At 42.5% G+C, this 22,813-nt stretch carries 20 protein-coding genes and 1 pseudogene; 11 read left to right on the top strand and 10 right to left on the bottom strand.

The annotated features are described in order from the left end of the window. Both C8322_RS07635 and C8322_RS07630 read left to right on the top strand, forming a co-directional pair. Positions 1 to 319: pseudogene (locus C8322_RS07635) on the top strand (transposase); the annotation flags it as partial. A gap of 326 nt (positions 320 to 645) precedes the next feature. Next, positions 646 to 1,161: a DUF1543 domain-containing protein gene (locus C8322_RS07630; RefSeq protein WP_004810474.1), complete on the top strand. Its 516-nt coding sequence runs from the start codon at positions 646 to 648 to the stop codon at positions 1,159 to 1,161. Between the two features lie 141 nt (positions 1,162 to 1,302). Here the strand turns inward: C8322_RS07630 and C8322_RS07625 are convergent, their stop codons facing one another. The 5 genes from C8322_RS07625 to C8322_RS07605 form a co-directional block, all read right to left on the bottom strand. Then, positions 1,303 to 2,082: a DUF4262 domain-containing protein gene (locus C8322_RS07625; RefSeq protein ID WP_004810472.1), complete on the bottom strand. Its 780-nt coding sequence runs from the start codon at positions 2,080 to 2,082 to the stop codon at positions 1,303 to 1,305. Positions 2,083 to 2,159: 77 nt separating this feature from the next. Next, positions 2,160 to 2,690 (bottom strand): gamma carbonic anhydrase family protein, encoded by a 531-nt coding sequence (locus C8322_RS07620; RefSeq protein WP_004810471.1) that lies wholly within the window; start codon positions 2,688 to 2,690, stop codon positions 2,160 to 2,162. A 111-nt stretch (positions 2,691 to 2,801) separates the two neighbouring features. After that, on the bottom strand, positions 2,802 to 3,950 hold the full coding sequence (gene dacC, locus C8322_RS07615; RefSeq protein ID WP_004810469.1) for a D-alanyl-D-alanine carboxypeptidase PBP5/6: 1,149 nt from the start codon (positions 3,948 to 3,950) through the stop codon (positions 2,802 to 2,804). A gap of 127 nt (positions 3,951 to 4,077) precedes the next feature. Beyond that, positions 4,078 to 4,461, bottom strand: a complete 384-nt coding sequence (locus C8322_RS07610; RefSeq protein ID WP_004810468.1) for an MCR_0457 family protein — start codon at positions 4,459 to 4,461, stop codon at positions 4,078 to 4,080. 158 nt (positions 4,462 to 4,619) lie between these two features. Next, positions 4,620 to 4,994: an MCR_0457 family protein gene (locus C8322_RS07605; RefSeq protein ID WP_004810466.1), complete on the bottom strand. Its 375-nt coding sequence runs from the start codon at positions 4,992 to 4,994 to the stop codon at positions 4,620 to 4,622. A 109-nt stretch (positions 4,995 to 5,103) separates the two neighbouring features. On the opposite strand from C8322_RS07605, the gene surE reads away from it, so the two are divergent. The 3 genes from surE to C8322_RS07590 all read left to right on the top strand — a co-directional run bounded on the left by surE (position 5,104) and on the right by C8322_RS07590 (position 7,841). Continuing rightward, the gene (gene surE, locus C8322_RS07600) at positions 5,104 to 5,880 is read left to right on the top strand and encodes a 5'/3'-nucleotidase SurE (protein WP_034424191.1); all 777 of its coding nucleotides are present in this window, start codon (positions 5,104 to 5,106) and stop codon (positions 5,878 to 5,880) included. 108 nt (positions 5,881 to 5,988) lie between these two features. Continuing rightward, a complete protein-coding gene (locus C8322_RS07595; RefSeq protein WP_004810463.1) occupies positions 5,989 to 6,819 on the top strand; it encodes a peptidoglycan DD-metalloendopeptidase family protein in 831 nt (276 codons plus the stop codon). A 92-nt stretch (positions 6,820 to 6,911) separates the two neighbouring features. After that, positions 6,912 to 7,841, top strand: coding sequence for a LysR family transcriptional regulator (locus C8322_RS07590; protein WP_004810460.1), 930 nt, complete (start codon positions 6,912 to 6,914; stop codon positions 7,839 to 7,841). A 60-nt stretch (positions 7,842 to 7,901) separates the two neighbouring features. Here C8322_RS07590 and C8322_RS07585 read toward each other — a convergent pair whose 3' ends face one another. Continuing rightward, positions 7,902 to 9,113 carry an aspartate aminotransferase family protein gene (locus tag C8322_RS07585; RefSeq protein WP_004810458.1) on the bottom strand — a complete coding sequence of 404 codons (1,212 nt, stop codon included), beginning with the start codon at positions 9,111 to 9,113 and terminating at the stop codon, positions 7,902 to 7,904. Between the two features lie 198 nt (positions 9,114 to 9,311). On the opposite strand from C8322_RS07585, the gene grxD reads away from it, so the two are divergent. After that, positions 9,312 to 9,653 (top strand): Grx4 family monothiol glutaredoxin, encoded by a 342-nt coding sequence (grxD, locus tag C8322_RS07580; protein ID WP_004810457.1) that lies wholly within the window; start codon positions 9,312 to 9,314, stop codon positions 9,651 to 9,653. A 93-nt stretch (positions 9,654 to 9,746) separates the two neighbouring features. Here the strand turns inward: grxD and C8322_RS07575 are convergent, their stop codons facing one another. After that, entirely contained in the window at positions 9,747 to 12,419 is a 2,673-nt protein-coding gene (locus C8322_RS07575; RefSeq protein ID WP_111810493.1) for a Lon protease family protein, read from the bottom strand. Between the two features lie 196 nt (positions 12,420 to 12,615). Here C8322_RS07575 and C8322_RS07570 point away from each other — a divergent pair, with 196 nt between their 5' ends. From C8322_RS07570 to rpmE, 4 genes are all read left to right on the top strand, one after another. Continuing rightward, a complete protein-coding gene (locus tag C8322_RS07570) occupies positions 12,616 to 14,778 on the top strand; it encodes an AmpG family muropeptide MFS transporter (protein ID WP_171334348.1) in 2,163 nt (720 codons plus the stop codon). Between the two features lies 1 nt (position 14,779). Then, the gene (gene gloA, locus C8322_RS07565; RefSeq protein ID WP_111810491.1) at positions 14,780 to 15,181 is read left to right on the top strand and encodes a lactoylglutathione lyase; all 402 of its coding nucleotides are present in this window, start codon (positions 14,780 to 14,782) and stop codon (positions 15,179 to 15,181) included. A 133-nt stretch (positions 15,182 to 15,314) separates the two neighbouring features. Then, a complete protein-coding gene (locus tag C8322_RS07560) occupies positions 15,315 to 16,295 on the top strand; it encodes a bile acid:sodium symporter family protein (RefSeq protein WP_111810490.1) in 981 nt (326 codons plus the stop codon). Positions 16,296 to 16,495: 200 nt separating this feature from the next. After that, positions 16,496 to 16,720 carry a 50S ribosomal protein L31 gene (gene rpmE / locus C8322_RS07555; RefSeq protein ID WP_004782616.1) on the top strand — a complete coding sequence of 75 codons (225 nt, stop codon included), beginning with the start codon at positions 16,496 to 16,498 and terminating at the stop codon, positions 16,718 to 16,720. Positions 16,721 to 16,808: 88 nt separating this feature from the next. Here the strand turns inward: rpmE and C8322_RS07550 are convergent, their stop codons facing one another. From C8322_RS07550 to epmB, 3 genes are read right to left on the bottom strand one after another with little or no spacing between them, the layout of a single operon-like run. Continuing rightward, positions 16,809 to 18,998, bottom strand: a complete 2,190-nt coding sequence (locus tag C8322_RS07550) for an EAL domain-containing protein (protein WP_111810489.1) — start codon at positions 18,996 to 18,998, stop codon at positions 16,809 to 16,811. Further along, positions 18,980 to 20,725 carry a GTPase gene (locus C8322_RS07545; RefSeq protein ID WP_111810488.1) on the bottom strand — a complete coding sequence of 582 codons (1,746 nt, stop codon included), beginning with the start codon at positions 20,723 to 20,725 and terminating at the stop codon, positions 18,980 to 18,982. Before C8322_RS07545 ends, C8322_RS07550 begins: the two co-directional genes overlap by 19 nt. 12 nt (positions 20,726 to 20,737) lie before the next feature. Beyond that, positions 20,738 to 21,754 (bottom strand): EF-P beta-lysylation protein EpmB, encoded by a 1,017-nt coding sequence (epmB, locus tag C8322_RS07540; RefSeq protein WP_004810440.1) that lies wholly within the window; start codon positions 21,752 to 21,754, stop codon positions 20,738 to 20,740. 378 nt (positions 21,755 to 22,132) lie between these two features. On the opposite strand from epmB, the gene efp reads away from it, so the two are divergent. Next, complete coding sequence (gene efp, locus C8322_RS07535) at positions 22,133 to 22,702, top strand: elongation factor P (protein WP_004810438.1); 570 nt, start codon at positions 22,133 to 22,135, stop codon at positions 22,700 to 22,702. The last annotated feature ends 111 nt before the right edge of the window (positions 22,703 to 22,813 follow it).

Below are 22,813 nucleotides of genomic sequence, written 5' to 3'. Positions count from 1 at the left end.
AGTGATTTCCGATCGACAAGCACATGCAGTGATTCCGCCAAGAAAAAATGTAAAGCCTTGGAAAGACAAGCAATCGAGATCTATAAAGAGGAATGAATTATTGAAAACGGTCAAACACCTAGGAAGAGTCATTTGGAAAAAGTGGTCTGGGTATCATCGCCGAAGCTTGGTAGAAACCAAGATGCATTGCATTAAATTATTGGGCGATAAACTGAGTGCAAGGAGCTTTTAAAGCCAAGTCAATGAGATTCATGCACGTGTGGCAGTCCTCAATAAATTCACTGAATTAGGTCGACCTCATACCCAAGTTGTCTCTTAAATTTGAGTAGCTTAGGGGAACTCTAGTTTTTAAATCTTTGTGCAACAAAGCCGATCTAAATTAATACTACAACATGTCATAGTACTTATTTTGAAATCTAGGTAATTGTATAACATCAAAAGTGAATCCATTTAATATAATCGCTGTTATACGAAATAGAACTTTATTGATATCTCTTAAAAATATTTACCTAACCCTTCATAAAACAAGGGAAAATATCATTTTATTCGTAAGTTGGGGTAGAGAATACTTCATAACTAATGAAATCGAATTAATTTAAACTATGGATCTTTACTTTATTATTCTACTATTTAAAGGAATCTCCTATGTCTGAACTGCACTTCTACATCACCTTACTGGGCGGTAAACATGAAAAAGCCAATGTAGAAGTACATGATGTAATTCCGGTCATCAGTTCAGATATTGAATCTGCGTATCCTTATTTGAAACAACAATGGTTTGGCTTACAAAAAGGCCTGCATGTCGATGGCTGGATGAAAATCAATGGCGTGAGTTATCAAGGAATAAATTATCAGGTCCAGATTAGTGATTTGCCTGTAAATAACAGTTTAAAACTGTTTTTGATTAATCTGGGTGCTTATATTCCAGACCAGTTTGGGGAAGTCCATAAATATCTGGTTGTGGCTGCCAAAAACAAGACAGAAGCTAAAGCCCAAGGTAAAGTAGCAATTGAAAAAGGCTGGTATAAACCACATACCGATGCAGTGATTGATGTCGATGACTGTTTAGAGTTAAACCAGATTGATCAGAAATTTATACATTTGATCGAAGGGGATTTTGAAGCAAACAGCTTTAAGAACGATTATCTGATTGTTCCGTAATTTAAAAAATGACTACTCGAAATGAAGTAGCCATTTTGATATTCATAAAATGATATTGCTATAAAACGTCTAGTATTTAATTTTTTTAAATGAAATATTAGGTGTTTAAAGAGAGTTAAATATCATCTTAAACTCACTACTTTAACCAGCGAGTTGATCATTATCCTCTAGTGCTGTAAACACCCATTCATCCCCGATAAATTTCCGGTCAGCTGCCTGTCCATATTGCAGGTCGAATACTTCATTTAAGGTTGGATCGCGTTGGAGGATGTGCTCTAATCCAACCAGTATATAATCCTCCTCAGCCAAGGGTTCTGCTGTCAAAAATTGCCAGTCACCATTGCGTTCATGCAATACGGTAACAATTGGCTGCTCCAATTCCAGCCATTGCCTAGTCGTATAAATGCCTAAATTTCGTGGTTCGCGGAATTTAAACTCGGCATTGCGATCCAGCAGGGGCTGATCAAATTCAAAAACTTCCTCGAAGCCATCTTCCCAAGGAAATTTATCATTCCGATCTGTCCAGACTAATTGTAAGGCTGGAAACGCTTCATCTTGGTAATAGCTTTGCGCAATCCCAAAATAGTCACCGATATTTCTGCGATCAACTTTTAGAAACTTACAGCGGCTTTCTTTAAAAAATACATTCGGATACGTGTTACTGAGCTGGATGCGTTGACCTTTTTGAACGACCTCAGTCACATGATTCAGAATAGTCTGACTAAGTTTAGCAGTGAGTCCAAAACAGATAATTTCTGGATGCTGGAATCTTTCATACAAACCAATGCTATAGCTAAAAGGCGGGGAATAGTCGGTATGAGTGATCGAAATGATTTGTACGCCGTACTGTCGAATATTAATTCTGGTCTGATTTAATAGTTCATTGCGATCCGGGCAATGATGATCTTCTGTATGTTTCATGGTTTTTATTCTTTGAATTATTTTTTAAATGAACATACAGAAGATTTAAGCTTTCGACAAATGAAATTGTCTAAAGTTTATTTATAGTTGCCTGAAACCTTCACATAATTCTGTGCTGAATACGGCAAAAAAGCTTTTTCTTTGTCGGTAAGTGGACGCACTTTTTTCACAGGGCTTCCTACATACAAGTAACCACTTTCCAAAACTTTATTTGGCGGAACAAGTGAACCCGCACCAATCATCACCTCATCTTCAACAATCACATCATCTAAAATAATCGTACCAATACCGACCAAAACGCGATTGCCAATGGTGCAGCCATGTAATTTTACATGATGACCAATGGTGACATCTTCACCAATGATCAGTGGCGAACCTTCTGGCTTATCGGCTTTCTTATGACTGACATGCAACATGGCATGATCCTGCACATTGGAATTCTTGCCAATCCGGATATGATTGACATCACCACGAATTACGGCAAAAGGCCAAACCGAAACATTCTCTGCCAAGACCACATCACCGACCACAACACCCATCGGGTCGATATAACACGATTCATCAATCTGTGGGCTCATATCTAAATAAGAACGAATGTTTTGGCTCATAGGGATCTGTTCATTAAAAGTTTAAGCATCATGTGTAGAGTATAAAATAAAAAGCACCCATCTGAATGGGTGCTTTGGTCGTAGTCCGAGAATTAAACAGTCTGTTTGAACTTAGAATAAGTTACTGAAGAACTGTTTGATATGATCGAGCATACGCGCAAAGAAACCAGCTTCTTCTACAGCCTTTAGTGCAACAAGCGGTTTTTCAGCAATCACTTTACCATCAAGAGAAGCAACGTATTTACCTACCACTTGACCTTGTTTTAAAGGTGCAGTCAATTTAGGCTGAACCACGATTTGCGTTTTAATCTCATTCGCTTTGCCTTTTGGCATGGTCACATTGAAGTTTTCAGCAAGACCGATTTGAACTTCATTTTCCTTACCAAACCATACTTTAGACTTGGCTAAGACTTGTCTGCCGGCCTGAACATTTTTAGTTTCATAGTTTGCAAAGCCCCATGCCAAAAGTTCACGTGTATGTGTTGCACGATCCTGCATAGATGGCGCACCGAAGATCACAGAGATCAAACGCATTGGACCACGTTTCGCAGAAGTCGTTAAGCAGTAACCCGCTTCATTGGTATGACCTGTTTTCAAACCATCCACACTTGGATCTGTATACAGCAGGGCATTACGGTTGCCTTGTTTGATTCCGTTAAAAGTAAATTCTTTTTCAGAATAAATCGGGTAGTACTTTGAACTGTCTTTAATGATGTGCTGTGCCAGCATGGCCATATCTTTGGCAGTCGAATAGTGACCTTCCGCAGGCATACCGGTTGAGTTTACAAAGCTGGTATTGGTCATGCCGATACGTTTTGCTTCCTGGTTCATCATATGTGCGAAGGTACCCTCGTTACCTGCAATATGTTCTGCCATTGCTTTGGAAGCATCGTTACCTGACTGGATAATGATACCGCGCAGCATCTCAAGTGCTGTTGCCGTGCCGTTTAGCGGAACATACATACATGATTCAGAACTACTACCGCGACACCATGCCGATTCGTTCATACGAACCTGTTCATCTTCAGTCAGTTCACCGCTTAATAACTTCTGTTCAATGATGTAGCTGGTCATCATTTTAGTCATTGAAGCAGGGGCTAGTTTTTCATTTTCATTTTTAGATGCGAGAATTTGCCCTGTTTCGTAGTCCATTAGCACATAAGATTTATTATTCAATTCTGGTGGTGCAGATAGGACAGTTGCTGCAAAGCTAAAACTAGGAATTAATAATAATGCAGCAAGAGCAGTTTTTTGGGTCATTTCTAGTAGGTTCCAATATCTTGATGTAAGCACGAAGAGCCTAGCATTTTAGGACAAAGCTAGGCGGACTTCTACGGTTTGCAGTGGCTTATTTCAAAAGTATTGTAAGCATGGCGGCAGAAAAAAATCAGGATTTGCTATAAGTGGTGAGTTCTGTACAAATCGCTTGATTTTTCTGCTGACCTGCTTTCTGCGCATCCTGTTGTGCTTCTTTCAGGATCGGCTGGAATTTTGTGTTTTTGCTAAGCTGATTCAAGGCTTCTACCGGATTCTTTTGACCAGGCATATATTCACTGACCAGCTGACTATAACCCGCTTTAAATTTATTCTGGTCTTTCACCATACCTGGGCAGATTTCTGAAAGTACATAAATGGCCGCAAGCTCATGCTGAGTCACTTCTTGAATCGGAGTGACTTCAATATTGGTATCGGCTGCAAAACTTTGTGTAGTCAAAATGCTGAAAGTTGAAAGAGTAAAAATGCCAAAAGCTTTAATGAATAAATTTTTCATTGAAAATCAAAAGCTCAAATTAGAAATTAAGATGGGCTTAGATTAACTAATTTTGAAGGAATGAAAAGATTAAAAATGTAAGGAAGCAGTAAAATAATGGAGAAAATCGTTATATAAACAGGATGATGGCGCTGCATCATCCTGTCAGAAAGTCTGAATTAGATTTGTTGAGTGATCAGGTCATTACACACTGCCTGATGTTCATCTTTAGCGGTTTGCTTGGCTTCCTGGCGTGCTTCTTGAAGTGCTGACTGATATTCTTTGTCCTGTTGGATCTTGTCATAAGTCATCGATTTATCAGAATAATCGGATAAGTATTGTTTAATCAGCTGTTGAGCGTTCTGCTCAAATTTGGCATTTTTACCCACAATCCCCGGACAAACTTCAGTGAGCACTTGGACTGAAGCCAGGTCTTCCTTAATAGTCAAATCTACCTCAGCAGATAAATTTTCAGCTGAAAAAGCAGGAGAGCTCAGGCCAGCAGTCAGAGCAAAAGCCAGTGCGGCTACAGCAACCGTATTTTTAATCATCATGAACCACATATATTAAAGATGGATGTTGAACGATAAATATATATAATTCCGTGGCTAATACAAACAAATGTCCCAACCAGTCATTTTTTGGGACGAACGGGATTTTGCTGTGAATATATTGATATCAAATGATGATGGCGTATTTGCTCCGGGCATACAAGCACTAGCGCAGAGCTTAAAAGCCTTAGGCCGTGTAGTGGTTGTTGCACCTGAAAGCGAACGTAGCGGATTTTCCAGTGCATTAACCCTTGACCGTCCACTGCGACCGATTCAGATTGCTCCAGATGTTTGGGCAGTAAATGGTACTCCGGCAGACTGTGTTTATCTGGCCATGAATGGTTTGTTTGATGTCGAATTCGATCTTGTGGTGAGTGGCATTAATAGCGGTGCCAATCTGGGAGATGATGTATTGTATTCAGGCACAGTGGGGGCAGCATTTGAAGGTCGTCTAGCAAAACATCCTGCACTGGCTATTTCTTTGTGTGGGCAAAACGTGCGTGCTTATACCTCACCAGAAGATTATCGTGTTGCAGCGCAATGGGTTTATGATTTTATTGCAGCAGGTTTGCCAGCATTGCCTGAGCGTCAGATCTTTAATGTCAATATTCCGGATATCGCTGATTTAAAAGGAACCAAAGTGACCTTCCAAGGTCGCCGTAGCCAGTCTAAACCAATTAGCAGTCATGTGGATCCGCGTGGCCGTCAGGTTTACTGGATTGGTCTATCTGGTGAAGCAGTTGCAATGCCAAAGCATCAAGGAGCTGAAATAGAGTCAGACTTTTTTGCCATCGCCAATGGTTATGTCAGTGTGACGCCAATCCAGATGGATGCTACAAACTATGACGTACTTCACGAATTACAGGGTCAGATTTTAAATAAAATCTAACTAATGTTATAACTTTGTGAATAGATTGACATTGCAACCTTATTTGCTGTGTTTTTTTGCTAATCTAATCGAGTTTTTTAAACCGTATAGATGTTAGAGAGGAAGATAATGTTCCTGGTGTCACCGAAACGCTTTATTGCTTTGCCTACAGGCCTGATTAAAACGTTAGTACTCACAACAGCAGTGGTTTCAGCAGTTATCGTAACTGGGTGTGCAACCAAACCTTATATTAATAATTCCGCACGTTATGCTGCAGCACCTGATTTTTATACGGTTCGTTCAGGTGACACGCTAAGTGGCATTGCAGCACGCTATGGTCTGAGCTATATCAGTGTCGCGGAAATGAACGACATTCCTGAGCCATATCGTATTTATGTCGGTCAATCGATCCGTTTGAAAAATACCAAACGCAGTACGACTACTCAAGTCGTTGATACTTCAGCGCCTATCCAGCGTAAAACTGTCGTGGCTCCAACACCGGTAACTCCAGCGCAGACCACTGTTAAAACGACACCATCAATAACACCAAAAGTCACTACACCTGCTCCAGTAACAACTGTACCGTCATCCGGATTACGTTGGGTAAAACCATCGAATGGTGCAGTATTGCAGCAATACAATCTGGCTTCAAATATTAAGGGCATACGTTACGCAGGTAATGTTGGTGATCCGGTATTTGCCGCTGCTGATGGTCAGGTAGTGTATGCCGCTGACGGTCTAAAAGAATACGGCAATCTGGTACTGGTCAAACATATTAATGGCTACATCACTGCGTATGCACATAACAGTAAACTTAACGTGAAAAGTGGTCAAAATGTAACCGCAGGCCAGAAGATTGCAGAAATGGGTTCAAGTGGTACAACCCGTACCATGCTTGAATTCCAGGTACGTCTGGATGGAAAACCGGTGAATCCTGCATCCGTTTTACCGAATAGTTGAATAAAAAGGTGAAAATGCTAAATTTCACCGTATAATACAATGAGTTGCTTTTATCAAAGGATGAAGCACCTCATAAGTTTAGAGGGGAATTTATGTTAGATCAACTTCGAGCAATGGGCGTATTTGCTTGTGTTGTAGAGAAAAACTCGTTTAGCGGTGCTGCACGTGAACTGGGTATTACTACCAGTGCCGTAAGCCAGCAGATTCGATCGCTGGAGCAGGACATGGAAGTGATTCTCCTGAACCGTTCCACACGAAAATTGAGTTTGACTGAAGCAGGCCAGGCTTTTTTCTATAGCTGCCAGGAAATGTTATCCGCTGCTGAACGTGGCAAAGTCCGTATCAATGAGCTGCGTGATGATCTGGTTGGTGACCTGCGTATCGTCGCAACTGCAGAACTGTGTTCAATGCATGTGATTCCGGCATTGTCGCACTGGATGTCTGCGCACCGTGGTTTGACAGTGCAGTTTGAAACACAAGATCAACCGCTTGACCTGAAGGATGGTCGTGTTGATATTGAACTGCGCCTTGATCAGGTCATTGACGATAGCAATGTTGAAGTCGTTCCACTTATTCAGATTGAACAGATTCTGGTAACAGCTCCGAGTTATATCAATCAATCTGTTTTAATTACACAGCCGGATGATCTGAAGCAACATGACATTTTGTCACTCAGTCATTTGAACAATCATCAACAATTTTATTTCCAGCATGTCAATACAGCCCAAAAAGTTGAACTTGAACTGAGCTCACGACTAAACACCAATAACAGTATTGTGGCGAAGTCGATGTGTCTGCATGGCAATACCATTGCCCGCATGTCATATCTGGATGTACAAAAAGATTTAATAAACGGCTCTTTGATTGAAGTCCTGCCTGAGTGGAAATTACAACCATTTACGCTATATGCAGTCATGCCAAAACGTGAACAACAACCTATAAAAATTCTCCGTTGTCTTGATACCTTGAAACAATATTTTGGCCAGTTGTCTGGCGGACGTTTGTTGCAAATCGCATCATAAACTGCAAAGAATTAAAAAAGCCGCTTGATGCGGCTTTTTATGTTTCTGGCTTTTAAGAAATTAAGCCAGATATGCTTTAATCATTTTAATCAGACGTTCAATTAGTTGATCGGCCTGTTCCTGAGTGATGTTTAGGGTAGGCAGCAGACGTACCACATTGCCTGCAGTTACGTTGATAATGGTTTTATATTCATCACGCGCGATATCTACCAGTTCGCCACATGCTTTTGGCAATTCAATACCGATCATCAGACCAAAACCACGAACAGTGACATGCTGATCACCAAGCTGGCTACGGAGTTGCTCAACGATATAAGCACCTTTTTCAGCTGCATTCGCCACGATATTTTCTTTTTGCATAATATCAAGGATGGTATAAACAATGCGTGAACCTAATGCTGTACCGCTGTAAGTTGAACCATGGTTCCCGGCAGTTAAAACACCAACACCACGTCCTTGGGTCATCACCGCACCAATCGGAAAACCATTACCCAGACCTTTTGCAGTGGTCAGTACATCTGGAACAATATTGGTATGCTGATATGCAAAGTATTTACCGGTACGGCCATTACCTGTCTGAACTTCATCCAACATCATCAGCCAGTTATGCTGGTTGCACAGTTGACGGATTTCTTCCAGGTAGCTGAAGCCTTGTGGTGCAGTATTGACACCGCCTTCACCTTGAATCGGTTCAACGAAAACAGCTACGATGTCAGGGTGATTAATTGCTGCCTCCTGAATCGCTTCGATATCACCAAATGGTACGCGGATAAAGCCTTCAACCAGCGGTCCAAAACCTTCCTGAACTTTTTTGTTACCTGTCGCTGAGAGGGTAGCCAAAGTACGACCGTGGAAAGAGTGGTCAGCCACAATGATTTTTGGTGTAGCGATGCCTTGCATATGGCCAAATTTACGTGCAATCTTGATTGCACCTTCATTGGATTCTGCACCGCTATTCGAGAAGAAAATTTCTTCCATGCCTGAAACTTCAGCCAGTTTTTGTGCAGCAGCAGTCTGCCATGGTACTTCAAACAGGTTGCTGGTGTGAATCAGGGTGGCGGCCTGTTCAGCAATTGCTTCAGCAAGTACCGGGTGGGCATGCCCCAGCCCACATACTGCAATACCGGTCAGAGCATCTAGATACTCAGTACCATCTTCAGTATAAAGATAAGCACCTTGTCCTCGGACAAAACTGATCGGCTGACGGCCAAATACCGGCATCAAGTGTGAAGGTTGACCAGTTTGCACAGGAGCAAGGGTAATGTTCTTCATGACTAACTCTTATCTGTTAGGTGGATTGAAAATTGAAGTCATAGATGCCATATATAGACATAACGACAGGACCTATATAAGCAAAATCTCAAACAGAATAAAAGCTGAATTGTAAATAAAACATGAAATATTGTTTTAGACATACTGTTTTAGTTCATTTTGAGTATAATGCGAAGCAGATTTATTGAGGATATATCAATGACTGAACAAGCACGCGATACAGAAGCGTTAATTCGTGACCAAATTGCCAAACACGCAGTACTTCTTTATATGAAAGGCACACCACAATTCCCACAATGTGGTTTCTCTGCTCGTGCGGTTGAAGCACTCAGTCAAATTGGTCGTCCATTTGCTTATGTGAATATTCTGGAAAACCCAGACATTCGCGCAACTCTTCCAGTTATTGCGAACTGGCCGACTTTCCCACAATTGTGGATCAATGGTGAATTGATCGGTGGTAGCGATATCATGCTCGATATGTTCCAGAAAGGTGAATTAAAGTCTTTAGTTGAACAATACAGCCCGGCACCTGAAGCTTAATAGTTTTATTAGACTTGCAGATGTTAAAAAGCGCTTCCAGAGAAGCGCTTTTTTATGACTGAAGTTTAACACTTAAAATGGAAAGGGGCAGGATTAGTTTTCTGCCTTATTCTCAGAGGTTTCAGATTTTTCCAGTTCTTTTGATTCAGCCGCAAGTGCTGCTGCAAGCGCATCTGGATCTGCCTGAATATCCTTTACTGGTGCTTTTTCTTTTTTCTTTTTCTTCTTTTTTTTCTTTTTTTTTTGCTCTTCTTCCTCAAGCTCGGCACCATCTTCAATAGCTTGCCAGTAATCCAGTTGCTCCATCACCGCAGCATAAATCGAATGCTTGCTGTAACGGCCTTTCTTGTCCAGGGTGCCAACCGGACGTGCCATTAGAATTTCCAGTGCCTGATCAATGGTATCAATTGCATGGATATGGAACTGACCTGCTTCAACTGCTGCAATTACATCTTTACGCAGCATCAGATGCTGCATGTTTTGACGCGGAATGATTACACCTTGCTTGCCAGTCAAGCCTTGCAATTTGCAGGCATCGAAGAAGCCTTCAATCTTGGCATTTACCCCACCAATTGGCTGTACCTGACCGAGCTGGTTCATGGAACCGGTAATTGCCCAAGACTGGTCAATTGGCAACTGGCTAATGGCTGAGATCAATGCAGAAAGTTCAGCCACAGTAGCACTGTCACCATCCACCTGGCCGTAACTTTGTTCAAACGCCAGAGCTGCAGAGAAGTGCAGGGTTTGTTCACGACCGAAATGCGCTTTCAGGAAAGACGCCATTAGCAATACGCCTTTAGCATGTAGTGAACCACCGAGTTCCACGCTGCGTTCGATATCCAGAATGTCACCACCACCTTGATACACTGAGGCAGTCAGGCGTGATGGTAAACCAAATTCCACATCCGCATAGTGAATAACGGACAGGGCATTGATCTGACCAAGACGATGGCCACGTGTTTCAATCAACTGGGTACCACGAGACAGATCTTGCCAATATAGCTCACGTAAATAGCCTAAGCGATATTTGCGATGATCCAGGGCAGTGTTGATGTGTTTTTCTGAAACCATTTTGTCATCAGCTTTAAAGGCATGATGATGCGCTTCACGAATCAAATCCCCCAGAGTCAGCGCATGTAATGACAAGGAGCTTTGGTCTTCAGCCTGACGGCTTGAATCAGTCAATAAGGCAGCCAAAGCAGAACGGTCAAAAGGCAACAGTTTGTCTGCCTGAACGTAATCAGCAATGAGCTGCATATAGGCCTGCTCATTTTCGTCATTACGTTGTAATGTATCTGTAAAGTCAGCACGGATTTTAAAGATACTGCCCAGCTCAGGTTCGAGCTCCAGAATTTCATAATAGATTTCTGGTTCAGCTAACAATACGATCTTGATATCAAGTGGAATTGCCGCTGGCTCAATTGAAATACTGCCCGTTAGCGTTAGCATATGTTCTAAAGAAGACAGTTTCAGCTGACCAGATTTCAATGCACGTTTTAGGCCTTGCCATGCATACGGTTGTTCTAAGAGTTGCTCGGCTTCAATCATCAGGAAGCCGCCATTGGCACGATGCATTGAGCCTGGACGGATCAAGGTGAAGTCAGTGGTAATCGTACCATTCTGTGTTAACTGTTCCACATGACCGAGCAGATTGTAATGGGTTGGGAAATCTTCAAAGATCACCGGCGCACCGCTGTTTGGCTTATATGTCACAATGACATTGGCCTGATAACGGGACGGCACACGACTGAACAGGCCAGGGGTAAAGTCATCTTCTTCCTGTTCCAGCACAATCTCGACATTATTAATGATGTCTTCTGCATAGAATTTCAGATATTTATCCAGGCCTTCCACATCTTTAAATTTAGCCAGTATCTGTTCAACACGCGGTACAACCACCTGTTTGGCAATCTCACGGTTGAGTACCTGTACACGGTCACGGGCATCATCTTCCAGATCACCGAGGTGCAGGCCCAGGCGTTCCAGTTTTTTATCCATGTAACGCATGTTGGATGCAATTTCAGCACGATCTTTATTGTTCAGTGCATTCAGATCATCTTGTGTCATTTCCTGCAGCTTGTCATCTTTGAGATGAACCGGTACGAAGCAGTGCTCATCATTGCGAGAGATCAGCTTTAGATCGAATTCTTCACCTTCACGGGTCAGTTCAATCAGCGCTTGCTGCTGTTCATCACCGGTTTGCTGACGGATCATTTCAATACGGTTGTAATAGGTTTCCGCAGTAAAACGACGTTCCAGCTGTTTAAGAATGGTTTGCCAGCTTTGATGCAGCATCGCCTGGAATTTAGGACCTTGACCTGCAGGAAACTGCAATGCAATCGGCTGACGGGAATTCTGGAAATTATTAACATACACCCAGTCATTTGGTGTTGCTACTGTTTTGGCATGTTGCTGTAGCAGACGTTTGACCATGGTGCGCTTGCCAAGACCTGCGGTTCCGACAGCAAAAATGTTATAGCCTGAATATGGCAGGGCAATCCCGGCTTCAACTGAGGCACGTGCACGATCCTGACCAAGAAAATTATTGAGTGGTTTAATACGCTTGGTCGACGCCGGAATTTTATCCAGTTTTGGAATATGTGTCAGTTGCGTGGGCTGCAAGCGGGTTTTTTCAAGAGTAGGTTGTATTTCGCTTTGTTCAAATGCTGTCTTTAATAGTTCAGCATGGTTTTGTTGTGCAGTTAGGGTAGTGTTAATCGTATTGGCGGTTATTGAAGAATGAATTTGATCGAGTCTCTGGGTCACTGTTGATGTCCAAAACGAAATAGTGCATTAATGATTTAAGGTATACAGAATTAGCCGGAAAATTCAAGCCAACATGTCGCTTTTGGCGTAAAAAAATAAAATGATCTATGCAGAGAAAATGGTAAATCTTGTTGAAAGATCCTGTATTAAAGGATTGAATAGCAACTACTGGTTTTTTGCGGAAAATAATAAAGCAATGACAACACAAACGACGGGTTGGAAATCCGCCTTTACAGCCTTCTTGGATCGGCGTGCGCTGATCATGCTGTTTCTGGGTTTTTCAGCCGGTGTACCGATTCTCCTGATTTTTTCAAGTCTGTCTCTCTGGCTCGGTGAAGCGGGTATTAGTAAAAGTGCTGTAACTTTCTTTAGCTGGGCAGCCTTGGGTTATTCCTTTAAGTTTGTCTGGGCACCACTGATTGATGAACTACCAGTGCCATTCCTGACTAAGGCTTTAGGTCGACGTCGTGCCTGGTTGCTGATCGCACAAATTCTGATTGTCTGCGCGATCTGTATTATGGCTTTTTCAGATCCGGCTTTAGGACAACTACATCTTCAGCAGATGGCGCTTGGTGCAGTCTTGCTTGGCTTTTCCGCAGCAACTCAGGATATTGTGATTGATGCCTACCGTATTGAACTGGCAGAAACCCAGATGCAGACCGTGCTGGCTGCAACTTATAACGCAGGCTACCGTATTGGTATGATTGTCGCTGGTGCGGGCGCATTGTTCCTTGCCGCTTACCTAGGTACCGCAAAAGGTAACTATATTTATGATGCCTGGAAATGGACCTATCTGGCGATGGCTGCGGTGATGTTGGTGGGGATTATCACGACGCTGTCAATCCGTGAACCGCAGGTCGATCGTGTACGAAAAACCTATATACGCAGTGATTATTTCCGCCTGGTCGGGGTGTTTTTTGTCGCGGTCATTAGCTTTGTATTGAGCTATGTATATTCAGGTAATCTGGTGAGCATGTTGACTGAACAGTTTGCCATTCAGGATACCTTTGCATTATTTACTTTTGAATCTTTGCGTTTTATCGGATCTGGTGCAGTCGCATTCGGTGTGGGTGCCGCCTTGGTGAAACTGGGTGCGGTGAACCGGGAAATGGCCTATGAAACCTGGGTCAATCCTGTTGCAGATTTCTTCAAGCGCTATGGCCTAAAACTGGCTTTGGTCCTGTTATTGCTGATTGGTTTTTATCGTGTTTCAGACATTATTGCTGGTGTGATTTCTAATGTGTTCTATCAGGACATGAACTTTAGCAAGGAGCAGATTGCTGAAGCAGTGAAGGTCTATGGGGTGATCTTTTCCCTCTTAGGTGGTTTCCTGGGAGGATTATTGGCCCAGAAGATGAATATCATGAAGCTGATGTTTGTCGGTGCCATTCTGGCCTGTTCTACCAATCTGATCTTTATTGGTTTGGTTAAATCCGGGCAACAGCTAAATCCGGTAGATATTCAGGTTGGACAGCAACGCTATCAGGCAGACACGGATGAAGTTGGTTACTGGAAAGTGAAAGTACCAGTACAGGTACTGGCTGATGCCAAGCAGATTCAGGTTCAGGCGGCTTATGCCAATGCTAATACGACTGATAGTACAGTTAGTCTGTCCATGCCATATTTGCTGCAGACTTCAGGTAATGCACAGCTGCAGATTCTACCAATTACCAGCGACAATACCCTTCATGCTAATGAAGAAGGGAGTATTGTGGTTCGTGGTCAATATGTCGGTGAAGCTTTACAAGATAATCAAAAGATCATTTATGAACTGAATGATGAGCGTTTTGAAGCCAAGCTGGAAGAACAGGGGGTGTTTAGTACAGCTATTCCAGCAGAAAAACTGAAATCTGCGCCAGCGCATTTAATCAGTGCGGTACTAATGGAGGATGAGCGAGCTGTTCAGCAAGTGACACATGTCTATCAGACGAGCAATAATGCTAAAAATACCAAGATGCTTGATGTCGATATCCAGCCACTGGTTCCTGTGGATGTGAATCGTAATACTGATATTGAAGTGACAGGCAAGGTGATCAAGCCATATAGCGATGCCTGGCTGTATTTTGCGATTATCGTCGACAACCTGGCTGCCGGTCTGGCAGGTGCAGCATTTATTGCCTTTTTATCCAGCTTGACCAGCGTATCTTTCACTGCAGTCCAATATGCGATTTTTAGCTCACTTATGACACTAACCCCTAAGATTTTAGGGGGATATTCAGGTACTATAGTCACCAATATCGGTTATCCGAACTTCTTCCTGATGACCACATTGATCGGGATTCCGATTCTCATTTTAGTGGTCTGGGTTGGAAAATTACTCGGTGAACACCAACAACAATCTGGCAATAAGGATGAATAATATGCGCATGCTGCATACCATGTTACGTGTAGGCAATCTGGAACAGTCACTAAAGTTCTATACTGAAGTGCTTGGTATGACTTTACTTCGTAAGCGTGATTATGAAGAAGGTCGTTTCACTCTGGCATTTGTAGGTTATGGTGATGAAGAAAACCATACCGTACTCGAGCTGACACATAACTGGGATACAGACAGTTATGAACTTGGCAATGCTTATGGCCATATTGCGATTGCAGTCGATGATGCCTATAAAGCCTGTGAAGACATCAAGGCACGTGGTGGCAAGGTGGTTCGTGAAGCAGGTCCAATGAAAGGCGGTGTAACCGTTATTGCATTTGTTGAAGATCCAGATGGTTATAAAATTGAACTGATTCAGCAGGACCATAACGCACGTAATAACTAAGTGTGATATATGAAATGTATTCATGTATAGATGAAAAGATTACATCAATCTGAATGCATAGCCTGGGCCCGGTATCTGTTAAGATAGCCGGGCATTTTTATAGCGAACAATAAAATTTGAGGGATGAAGAGATATGCTTAAGTTGTTGGCATTGGACCGTTTTACTGTACTGCTGTTTGTGATGGTGATACTCGCCAGTTTTATGCCAGTATCAGGGCAGGCGGCTGAAGTCTTTTCATCTATTACCACAATTGCCATTGCTATCTTATTCTTTCTACATGGTGCCAAGTTGTCACGTGAGGCCGTAGTTGAAGGATTGATGCACTGGAAGCTGCATACCTTGGTGTTCGCATTTACTTTTGCACTGTTTCCTATAATTGGTCTGTTGGCCAAGCCGGTCCTGGTTCCGTTATTGGGTCAGGAGCTGTACTGGGGCTTCCTGTTTATGTGCTTCCTGCCATCAACAGTACAGTCTTCGATTGCCTTTACTTCAGTGGCACAGGGTAATGTCGCCGGTGCAGTGTGTAGTGCCTCATTTTCCAATATTGTCGGTATGTTTATTACCCCGGTATTAGTAGCCTTTTTTATTTTGGGTCAGTCACAACATGGTTTTGATCCCACCTCATCCATTATGCAGATCACTTTACTGCTTCTGGTGCCGTTTATCCTTGGACAAATTCTGCGTCCTTGGGTATTTCCACAAATGAAGAAAATGCCAGAAATTGTTAAGGTTTTTGATCAGGGTTCGATTCTCATGGTGGTGTATGGCGCGTTCAGTAGTGCTGTTGTGGCAGGGCTGTGGCATCAGGTAAGCTTATCGACCTTATTACTGCTCATTATTGCCTGCTCAGTCTTACTGACTTTGGTGATGCTGCTGGCCCTGTTTGTGCCACGCTGGATTGGTTTTGATAAAGCGGATCAGAAAACTATTTTTTTCTGCGGTTCCAAGAAAACTTTAGCCAGCGGCGTGCCGATGGCACAAATTCTGTTTATTGGTCAGCCAATTGGCATGATTGTATTGCCGATCATGATTTTCCATCAGATTCAGCTGATGGTTTGCGGCATTGTTGCCAATATGTGGGCCAAACAGGTTGCAGTTAAAACTGAAGAATAATTCGCTTATTAAATTTGTTTCACGTATAATATTGCCCAACTTGTTGTGCTTAGCTCTGACGGTATCCGTCTCGGTGGGCCAAAAGAATGGTCTGTTGTGGTGTTGATCTGCCTGAATTTGATTCTGGCCTTTCCTCAGTTTCTGAGAGTGATCAATTGCGATGACAGCAAAACCTTCTTGATCTTTATGGAGAATCGACCATGCGCGCCGATATTCACCCAAAATATGAAAAACTAGTTGCTACTTGTTCATGTGGTAACGTTATCGAAACTCGTTCAGCTGTTGGTAAAGAAACGCTTTACCTAGACGTATGTTCAGCTTGCCACCCATTCTACACTGGTAAGCAAAAGAACGTTGACACTGGCGGTCGTATCGACAAGTTCAAACAACGTTTTGCTGGTATGTCACGTTCTGTTAAACGTTGATACCCAAAATGAAAAAAAACGGGCAATTTGCCCGTTTTTTTGTGCCTGAAATTTGTGAATTCACAATATTCAGGCTTGGTACAGGCGCTTAGCGCTCCTGTACGTCAATCAGATGATCTAGTTTTTTCTGGAAGTAATCCCCTTGAATGAAGCGTGCATCGACATTCCAGGCATTGGCAAAGGAAGTCATGTCATTCAGTTCACGTAAAAGAATATAAACTGGTTTGACTTTCAGATAGCCAGTAATTTTTTCCTGAAGTTCCTCGGTATTGGAATTCAATTGCGCAGTGAGCTGTGGATGGATCGTTAAGGCATTTACATCCATTTCACGGAGCAAGGTTTCACTATATATCGAATTGCCGAATTCACGAATCGCAATCTCTGCGCCATGGTCACGCAGAATACGGATATATTTCTGCGCATCCTCGCGGTTCAGAATCAGATCCTCTTCAGCAAATTGTAAAGTGAGAGGATGCTTTAATTTACTGCGAATAATCGTAATCAGCTTGGAGATAAACTCAGGAAAACTACGGTCTTTGAAGAGCACGGCACGATTCAGGTTTACGATCAAGCGGGCTTCAGGATATTGGGTGATAAAGTTATGCAGTTGCTTGCAAGACTCAACCAGAATCCAGCGATCTAGCTTGATTGAAAGTTCATCATCTTCACGCAGTTCCAGCAGCTTGGAAATATCCTGCCATTTATTTTCAAAAATAAAACCGCTGGTAACCTCATAGGTATACAGGTTGCTATCTTCCTTATCATACAGCTGCTGATATTTCAGATGGATTTCGCCACGCTCCAGGCATTGACGCAGTGCATGCAGGATTGAACCTGGCATCGCTACAGGTGCTGCCGCCGTGGCTGGTGTTACAGGCGTTGGAACTGGTGCAGATACTGGACTAGAGGCTGACTGGGCTGCAGCTGGTTCGGCAATACTGAACTCCAGACTTGGAACAGTTTCTACAGGTGCAAGCATATCCGATGAAATATCCAGCACAAATTCGGAAGACTGTTGTGCTTGAGGTAATGGTGTAGAGAAGGCACGAGCAATATACTGATCCAGCTGTGCCTCATCATGTAGTTCACCGTCGAGTTTGGTATAACCGATGCGTAAGTTCAGAGAGCAGGTCTGCTGATTGACTGTAATCAACTGCGGTTTGGTTAATGCAGCTAACCCAATCAGTTTAGATTCCAGAATTTTCTGAGAATCGGCCTGAATGACACCGACCAGGACATCATGTTCCAGTTTAAACAGCGATATACGAACCTGTTCTTTCAGGAAGTTCTTAACTTCATGGAAGTAGCCTGTGTAGATCGCCCAATCTGCATTGAGAATTTGAGGCTCATAAGCAGCAAAAGAGAAGGTGATCAATGCATTGGCATTGGCAGGCTCGCGGTTCAGCTCGCGTTTTAGTAATTGTAACGTACTTGGCTTGACTGCTGCTTTTTCAGTTGTTGTAGCAGATTGAGTTTTCGCAGTATCAATCGTTAGCTGTAAAGCATCTTCTTCACTGGTAGAAGCCAGGAACTCAAGCTTGAGGGGGTTGACTGCAGCAATCTTTGGATTGGTTGAATGAATTTCAAAACCACCCAGCTCGTACTGACCTTGGGAAATTTTCTTAAAACGGGTCTTAAATTCGTTTAGATCTTGTGGTTGTAACAGATCGAGTAAAGGCAAACCGATAATGTCATCTTCAGAATTCAGGCCAAACAGTTTCAGGTAATCTTCATTGGCCTGAATGTGAATGCCTTCCTGAATGGTGGCTACCGCTTTGTTACTGTCCTCAACCAGTAATTGTGCCTGAGTTTGTGCTGTTTCCAGCTCTTCTATTAAATGTTGCTGCGACTGGGTCAGACGGCTGAAAGACAGGGCACGTACCAGACCGAGGTAAAAGCGTTCTGGATATTCCAGATTCAAAATGTCATACACACCTTTCTGGATATAACCGGTATATTGATTAGCCTGATAGTCATCAGGTTTAAGCAGCAGAATCGGCAAGTTTGGCTGTTTCGATAGGCGTACCAGACTGAGTGCCTGTTCATATTTCAGGTCATACGCACGGCCAAAGATAATCAGGTCCCAGTTGAAATTCAACTGCTTTTCAAAGTTCTGCAGGTCATCCAGTAGAACTGCATCCACCTGATATTCATTGGCGGTCAACAGATCACGAATCTGGTTAAATCTAATTTGATTATCATCAATAATCAGTAAACGTGTTTCCGTACGTTTTAACTTTTTAGACAATAATGGATTTCTCACTTCAATGCTTCCCATAAGTCGTGATTATTGATTTCATTCATTTGCTTGTGAATAAAGCCTTTAATGATCTGTTCTTCCTGATCATTCAATAATTCATAGTCAAATCGAATAAAGCTTTGTGTGATCAGCTGTGCTTTGGTCAGATAGATTTTTATTTCACGACCATCAACACGCAGGTGAATCGTCTGTTTTTCCCTAAACATCTGTACACCTGACACAATAACACTATTCGAAATCTGATCCAGTTGGGTTGTCTGTACCAGTAAAGCTGGCTGATAATTTTTCAGATGACGGTCAGTCCGTGCATAAACTGCACATGGGAACAGGTCTTGCGCCAGAATTTCCAAGCCTAGTTCCAGACTTTTTTCTGTTGACTGTTTGATCCAGCGGATCACACCACCACGCCATTGGCTTTGGGCATTTTCCTGAACCAGAATAAATTCGCCGGTTTTTAGATTCGATGGGGTAAAGCCGGTCCACTTAATCCGGTAACCATTGACGCTGATGTCCAGCACTTCGGCATGGTGAATCTGCTTGGCTTCACGATCTAAGGCTTTGATATGACTAAACGAACCTGGTACAGCATTTTCTGATGCGCTGACAAAGCTACTTTCACTCTGGAAATTGTAGCCGCCTTCAACATCTAGGGTTTCATGGAAGTTTTTGCCCTGAGACAGATAGAAATGTGCAGCAGACAAACCAAAACAGATATTGATATGCGCTGAGTATTCATAACGTTCATGACGACGTTCCATGGTCGTGGTCAACAGGTTATAGATATGAAAATGCAGCGCTGGCGTGAGGAACAATTTCTCATTACGTGACAGATACTGGGCATTTTTGGTTTGTGTACCCGCCAAATGTTCCATCAGGTTCTGAGTAGCAATAAATATGCTCGGCTCGAAATGGTCATTCAGACGCGAGTTATATACCGGTGGCAAGTCTTTACTGCTGTCGACTGCATAGCGGGACAGGGTAGTTTCTTTAGGTAAAACCTGAACCAGTTTGGCCCAGTCAAAACTGCAAAGATACAGTCCCTGAATTTCTGCCGGTCGAATTTGATGAGTATTAAAGATTTCCAGCAGGATCAGCTGTGCATACGCATTCGAAATATTCTGTAGCTCATGCTGAGTACCCAGGACCTGATTGATATTGCTCTGATGGAAATTATTTTGCATTGCAATTTCAAGTAGCTGATGAGCTGCAAGCCATTGGCCCATCACTGGCTTGCCATACAGCATATGCTGTTGATACAGCAGCAGGCTGAGCTGTTGCAAAGCATAGTAAATCGAAACCATACGTGCCGTGGTCAGACTTTTCTTTTTTCCCAGTTTAAATAAAGAAAAACTGCTGTGATTCAGCTCATGATTACAGCGCTTGGCAATATCAATATAGGCCTTGGCAAAATGACTACGCAGCAGCATTGCCAGTTCAATAATCTGGTCATTACGGTCAGTAGTAATCAGGCCTTGATTGACGAAGTGTTTTTCCAGGCTGGTCAGTACATTTTCAAGAGTCGGATGCAGTACCTGAATCAGGTCAAACCGCAGGGTTTCAGAGCACTTCAGTTCAGAGATTTCCAGTAGGGCACTGAACAGTGACTTGGAGGATGTCCCCAGTTGCAGGATCGAAATTCCTGCAACCCATTCCTGCAAGGCTTTTACATTGGCTGGACAAAAGCTCAGTTGATCCAGTTTAAGTTCCGTCGGCGTTTGAAAAATATCTGAATTATGTTTACTCATTTATTATTTAACTCAAAATGTTGAAACCCCAAAAAGCGGTGTCTTATTTTTTTCGCCCGCAATTTCCCGAACAAGTTTAGGTACCAAATACCCGGGTAAGTTCGCTAAAACTTCTGTATAAATCTCGTTTATATGCTTAGGTGACAAATCAAAATGATGCGCCCCTTTTACTTTATCAAGTACATGTAAATAATACGGCATCACTCCAGCTTCAAACAAGCGATAACTTAAATCGACCAAAACTGGTGCAGTATCATTTACTCCTTTGAGTAACACTGCCTGATTAAGTACGGTAATCTGTTGCTGAACCAACTGATTCAGTTTGCTACAGGTGTAATCATCCAGCTCAGATGCATGATTTGAGTGTACCACCAGAATAATACGTAGCCTACTGTTTTTTAACATGCTTGTCAGCTCGTCATCGATTCGGCTTGGGATTACAATCGGAACTCGTGAATGTATTCTTAAGAATTTAAGTTGAGTTAAAGTTTCCAGACGTTCAATCCAGAGTTTTAATTTCCGGTTAGAAAGAGTGAGTGGATCACCACCACTCAGGATCACTTCATTAATATCCGGCTGGCTTTGCAGATAGCTTTTAATATTTTCCCAATCTTCATTCTTAGGTAAATTTTCTTGATAAGGAAAGTGACGTCTAAAGCAATATCGGCAATGTACAGCACAGGCTCCGGTCAGGGTCAGCAGAAAACGTGACTTATATTTATGTAGGACGCCTGGTTGCTGGTTAGCCTGTTCTTCACCCAAAGGATCAGTAACAAAACCCGGATGCTCTTCCAGTTCCAGGTGATGTGGCAGGACTTGCAGTAACAGGGGGTCAAGTGGATTGCCAGCCTGCATTTTGCCAACAAAAGCACGTGGTACCCGTAACTTGAATTGTTCTGATGCCAGAATTGCGCCAGAAAGTAGCTGCTCAGGTGAGAGTTTCAGTTGTTGTAATAATTCCTGCGGATTTGTGATCAAGTCACTCAGTTGTGACTGCCAGTTTTGTTCCTGATAGAAAAAGTCTGTCATGTGGGAAGAATAAAGTAAAAGTGGAAGCGATGAAGCTGAAGCGATTAGTTTAACAGTTTATATATAGTATGAATGTGCTTGTATTGGATAAAGTTTGACGTATTAGTTGAGCAGATTATATAAAGCTTTGTCTTAATGATCAGCAGATGGTAGGGACTGAATAATTCGTTCATTGATATGTCTGACTGTAACTTAGTCAGTGAAGGTCTGTTAAATAGGAATTTTTCGTTGCGGCATAGTGTATTGGTCATTTAGAATACGCAACATTAAATGAATGTGCATGTGGCAACTACATGTTCGTGTCAGACTTGCTAAATGACATTGCAACAGCCCATAGCATCAATAGATTAAAGTTAGTAAGTTTGGAGTGCGCCAGTCATGGCCTATTATTCTACGAATGATTTCAAGTCAGGCCTTAAGGTTATGCTTGATGGTAACCCATGTTCAATCATGGAAAACGAATACGTAAAACCAGGTAAAGGCCAAGCCTTCAACCGCGTAAAATTACGTAACCTTAAATCAGGTAAAGTGTTAGAGAAAACATTTAAGTCTGGTGACTCACTAGAAGCTGCTGACATCGTAGAAGTAGAAATGGAATACTTGTACAACGATGGCGAAATGTGGAACTTCATGGATCCAGTATCTTTTGAACAGATTGCAGCAGATAAAATCGCGATGGGCGATGCAGCAAAATGGTTAAAAGATGACTCTAATGAAAAATGTACCATCATGCTTTGGAATGGCGTTCCTTTAACAGTGAATGCACCAAACTTTGTGGTATTGCAAATCGTTGAGACTGATCCAGGTGTACGTGGTGATACTTCGGGCGGCGGCGGTAAGCCAGCGAAACTGGAAACAGGTGCGGTAGTACGTGTTCCATTATTTGTTCAGCAAGAAGATAAAGTTCGTGTTGATACGCGTACAGGTGAATACCTAGAACGTGCATAATGGTCTGAAAATAGACTATTATCAAAGGGGATGATGAAAATCATCCCCTTTTTTATGCCAAAGTCAGAGATGGATCCGTAAATTTGAACAACTCCTATAAGTGATATTCTG

It is taken from the genome of Acinetobacter sp. SM1B, assembly GCF_003289665.1.
GTDB lineage: Bacteria > Pseudomonadota > Gammaproteobacteria > Pseudomonadales > Moraxellaceae > Acinetobacter > Acinetobacter schindleri.
Note: the sequence above shows the minus strand (reverse complement) of the source record. Positions and strands in the feature narration are given on the sequence as shown.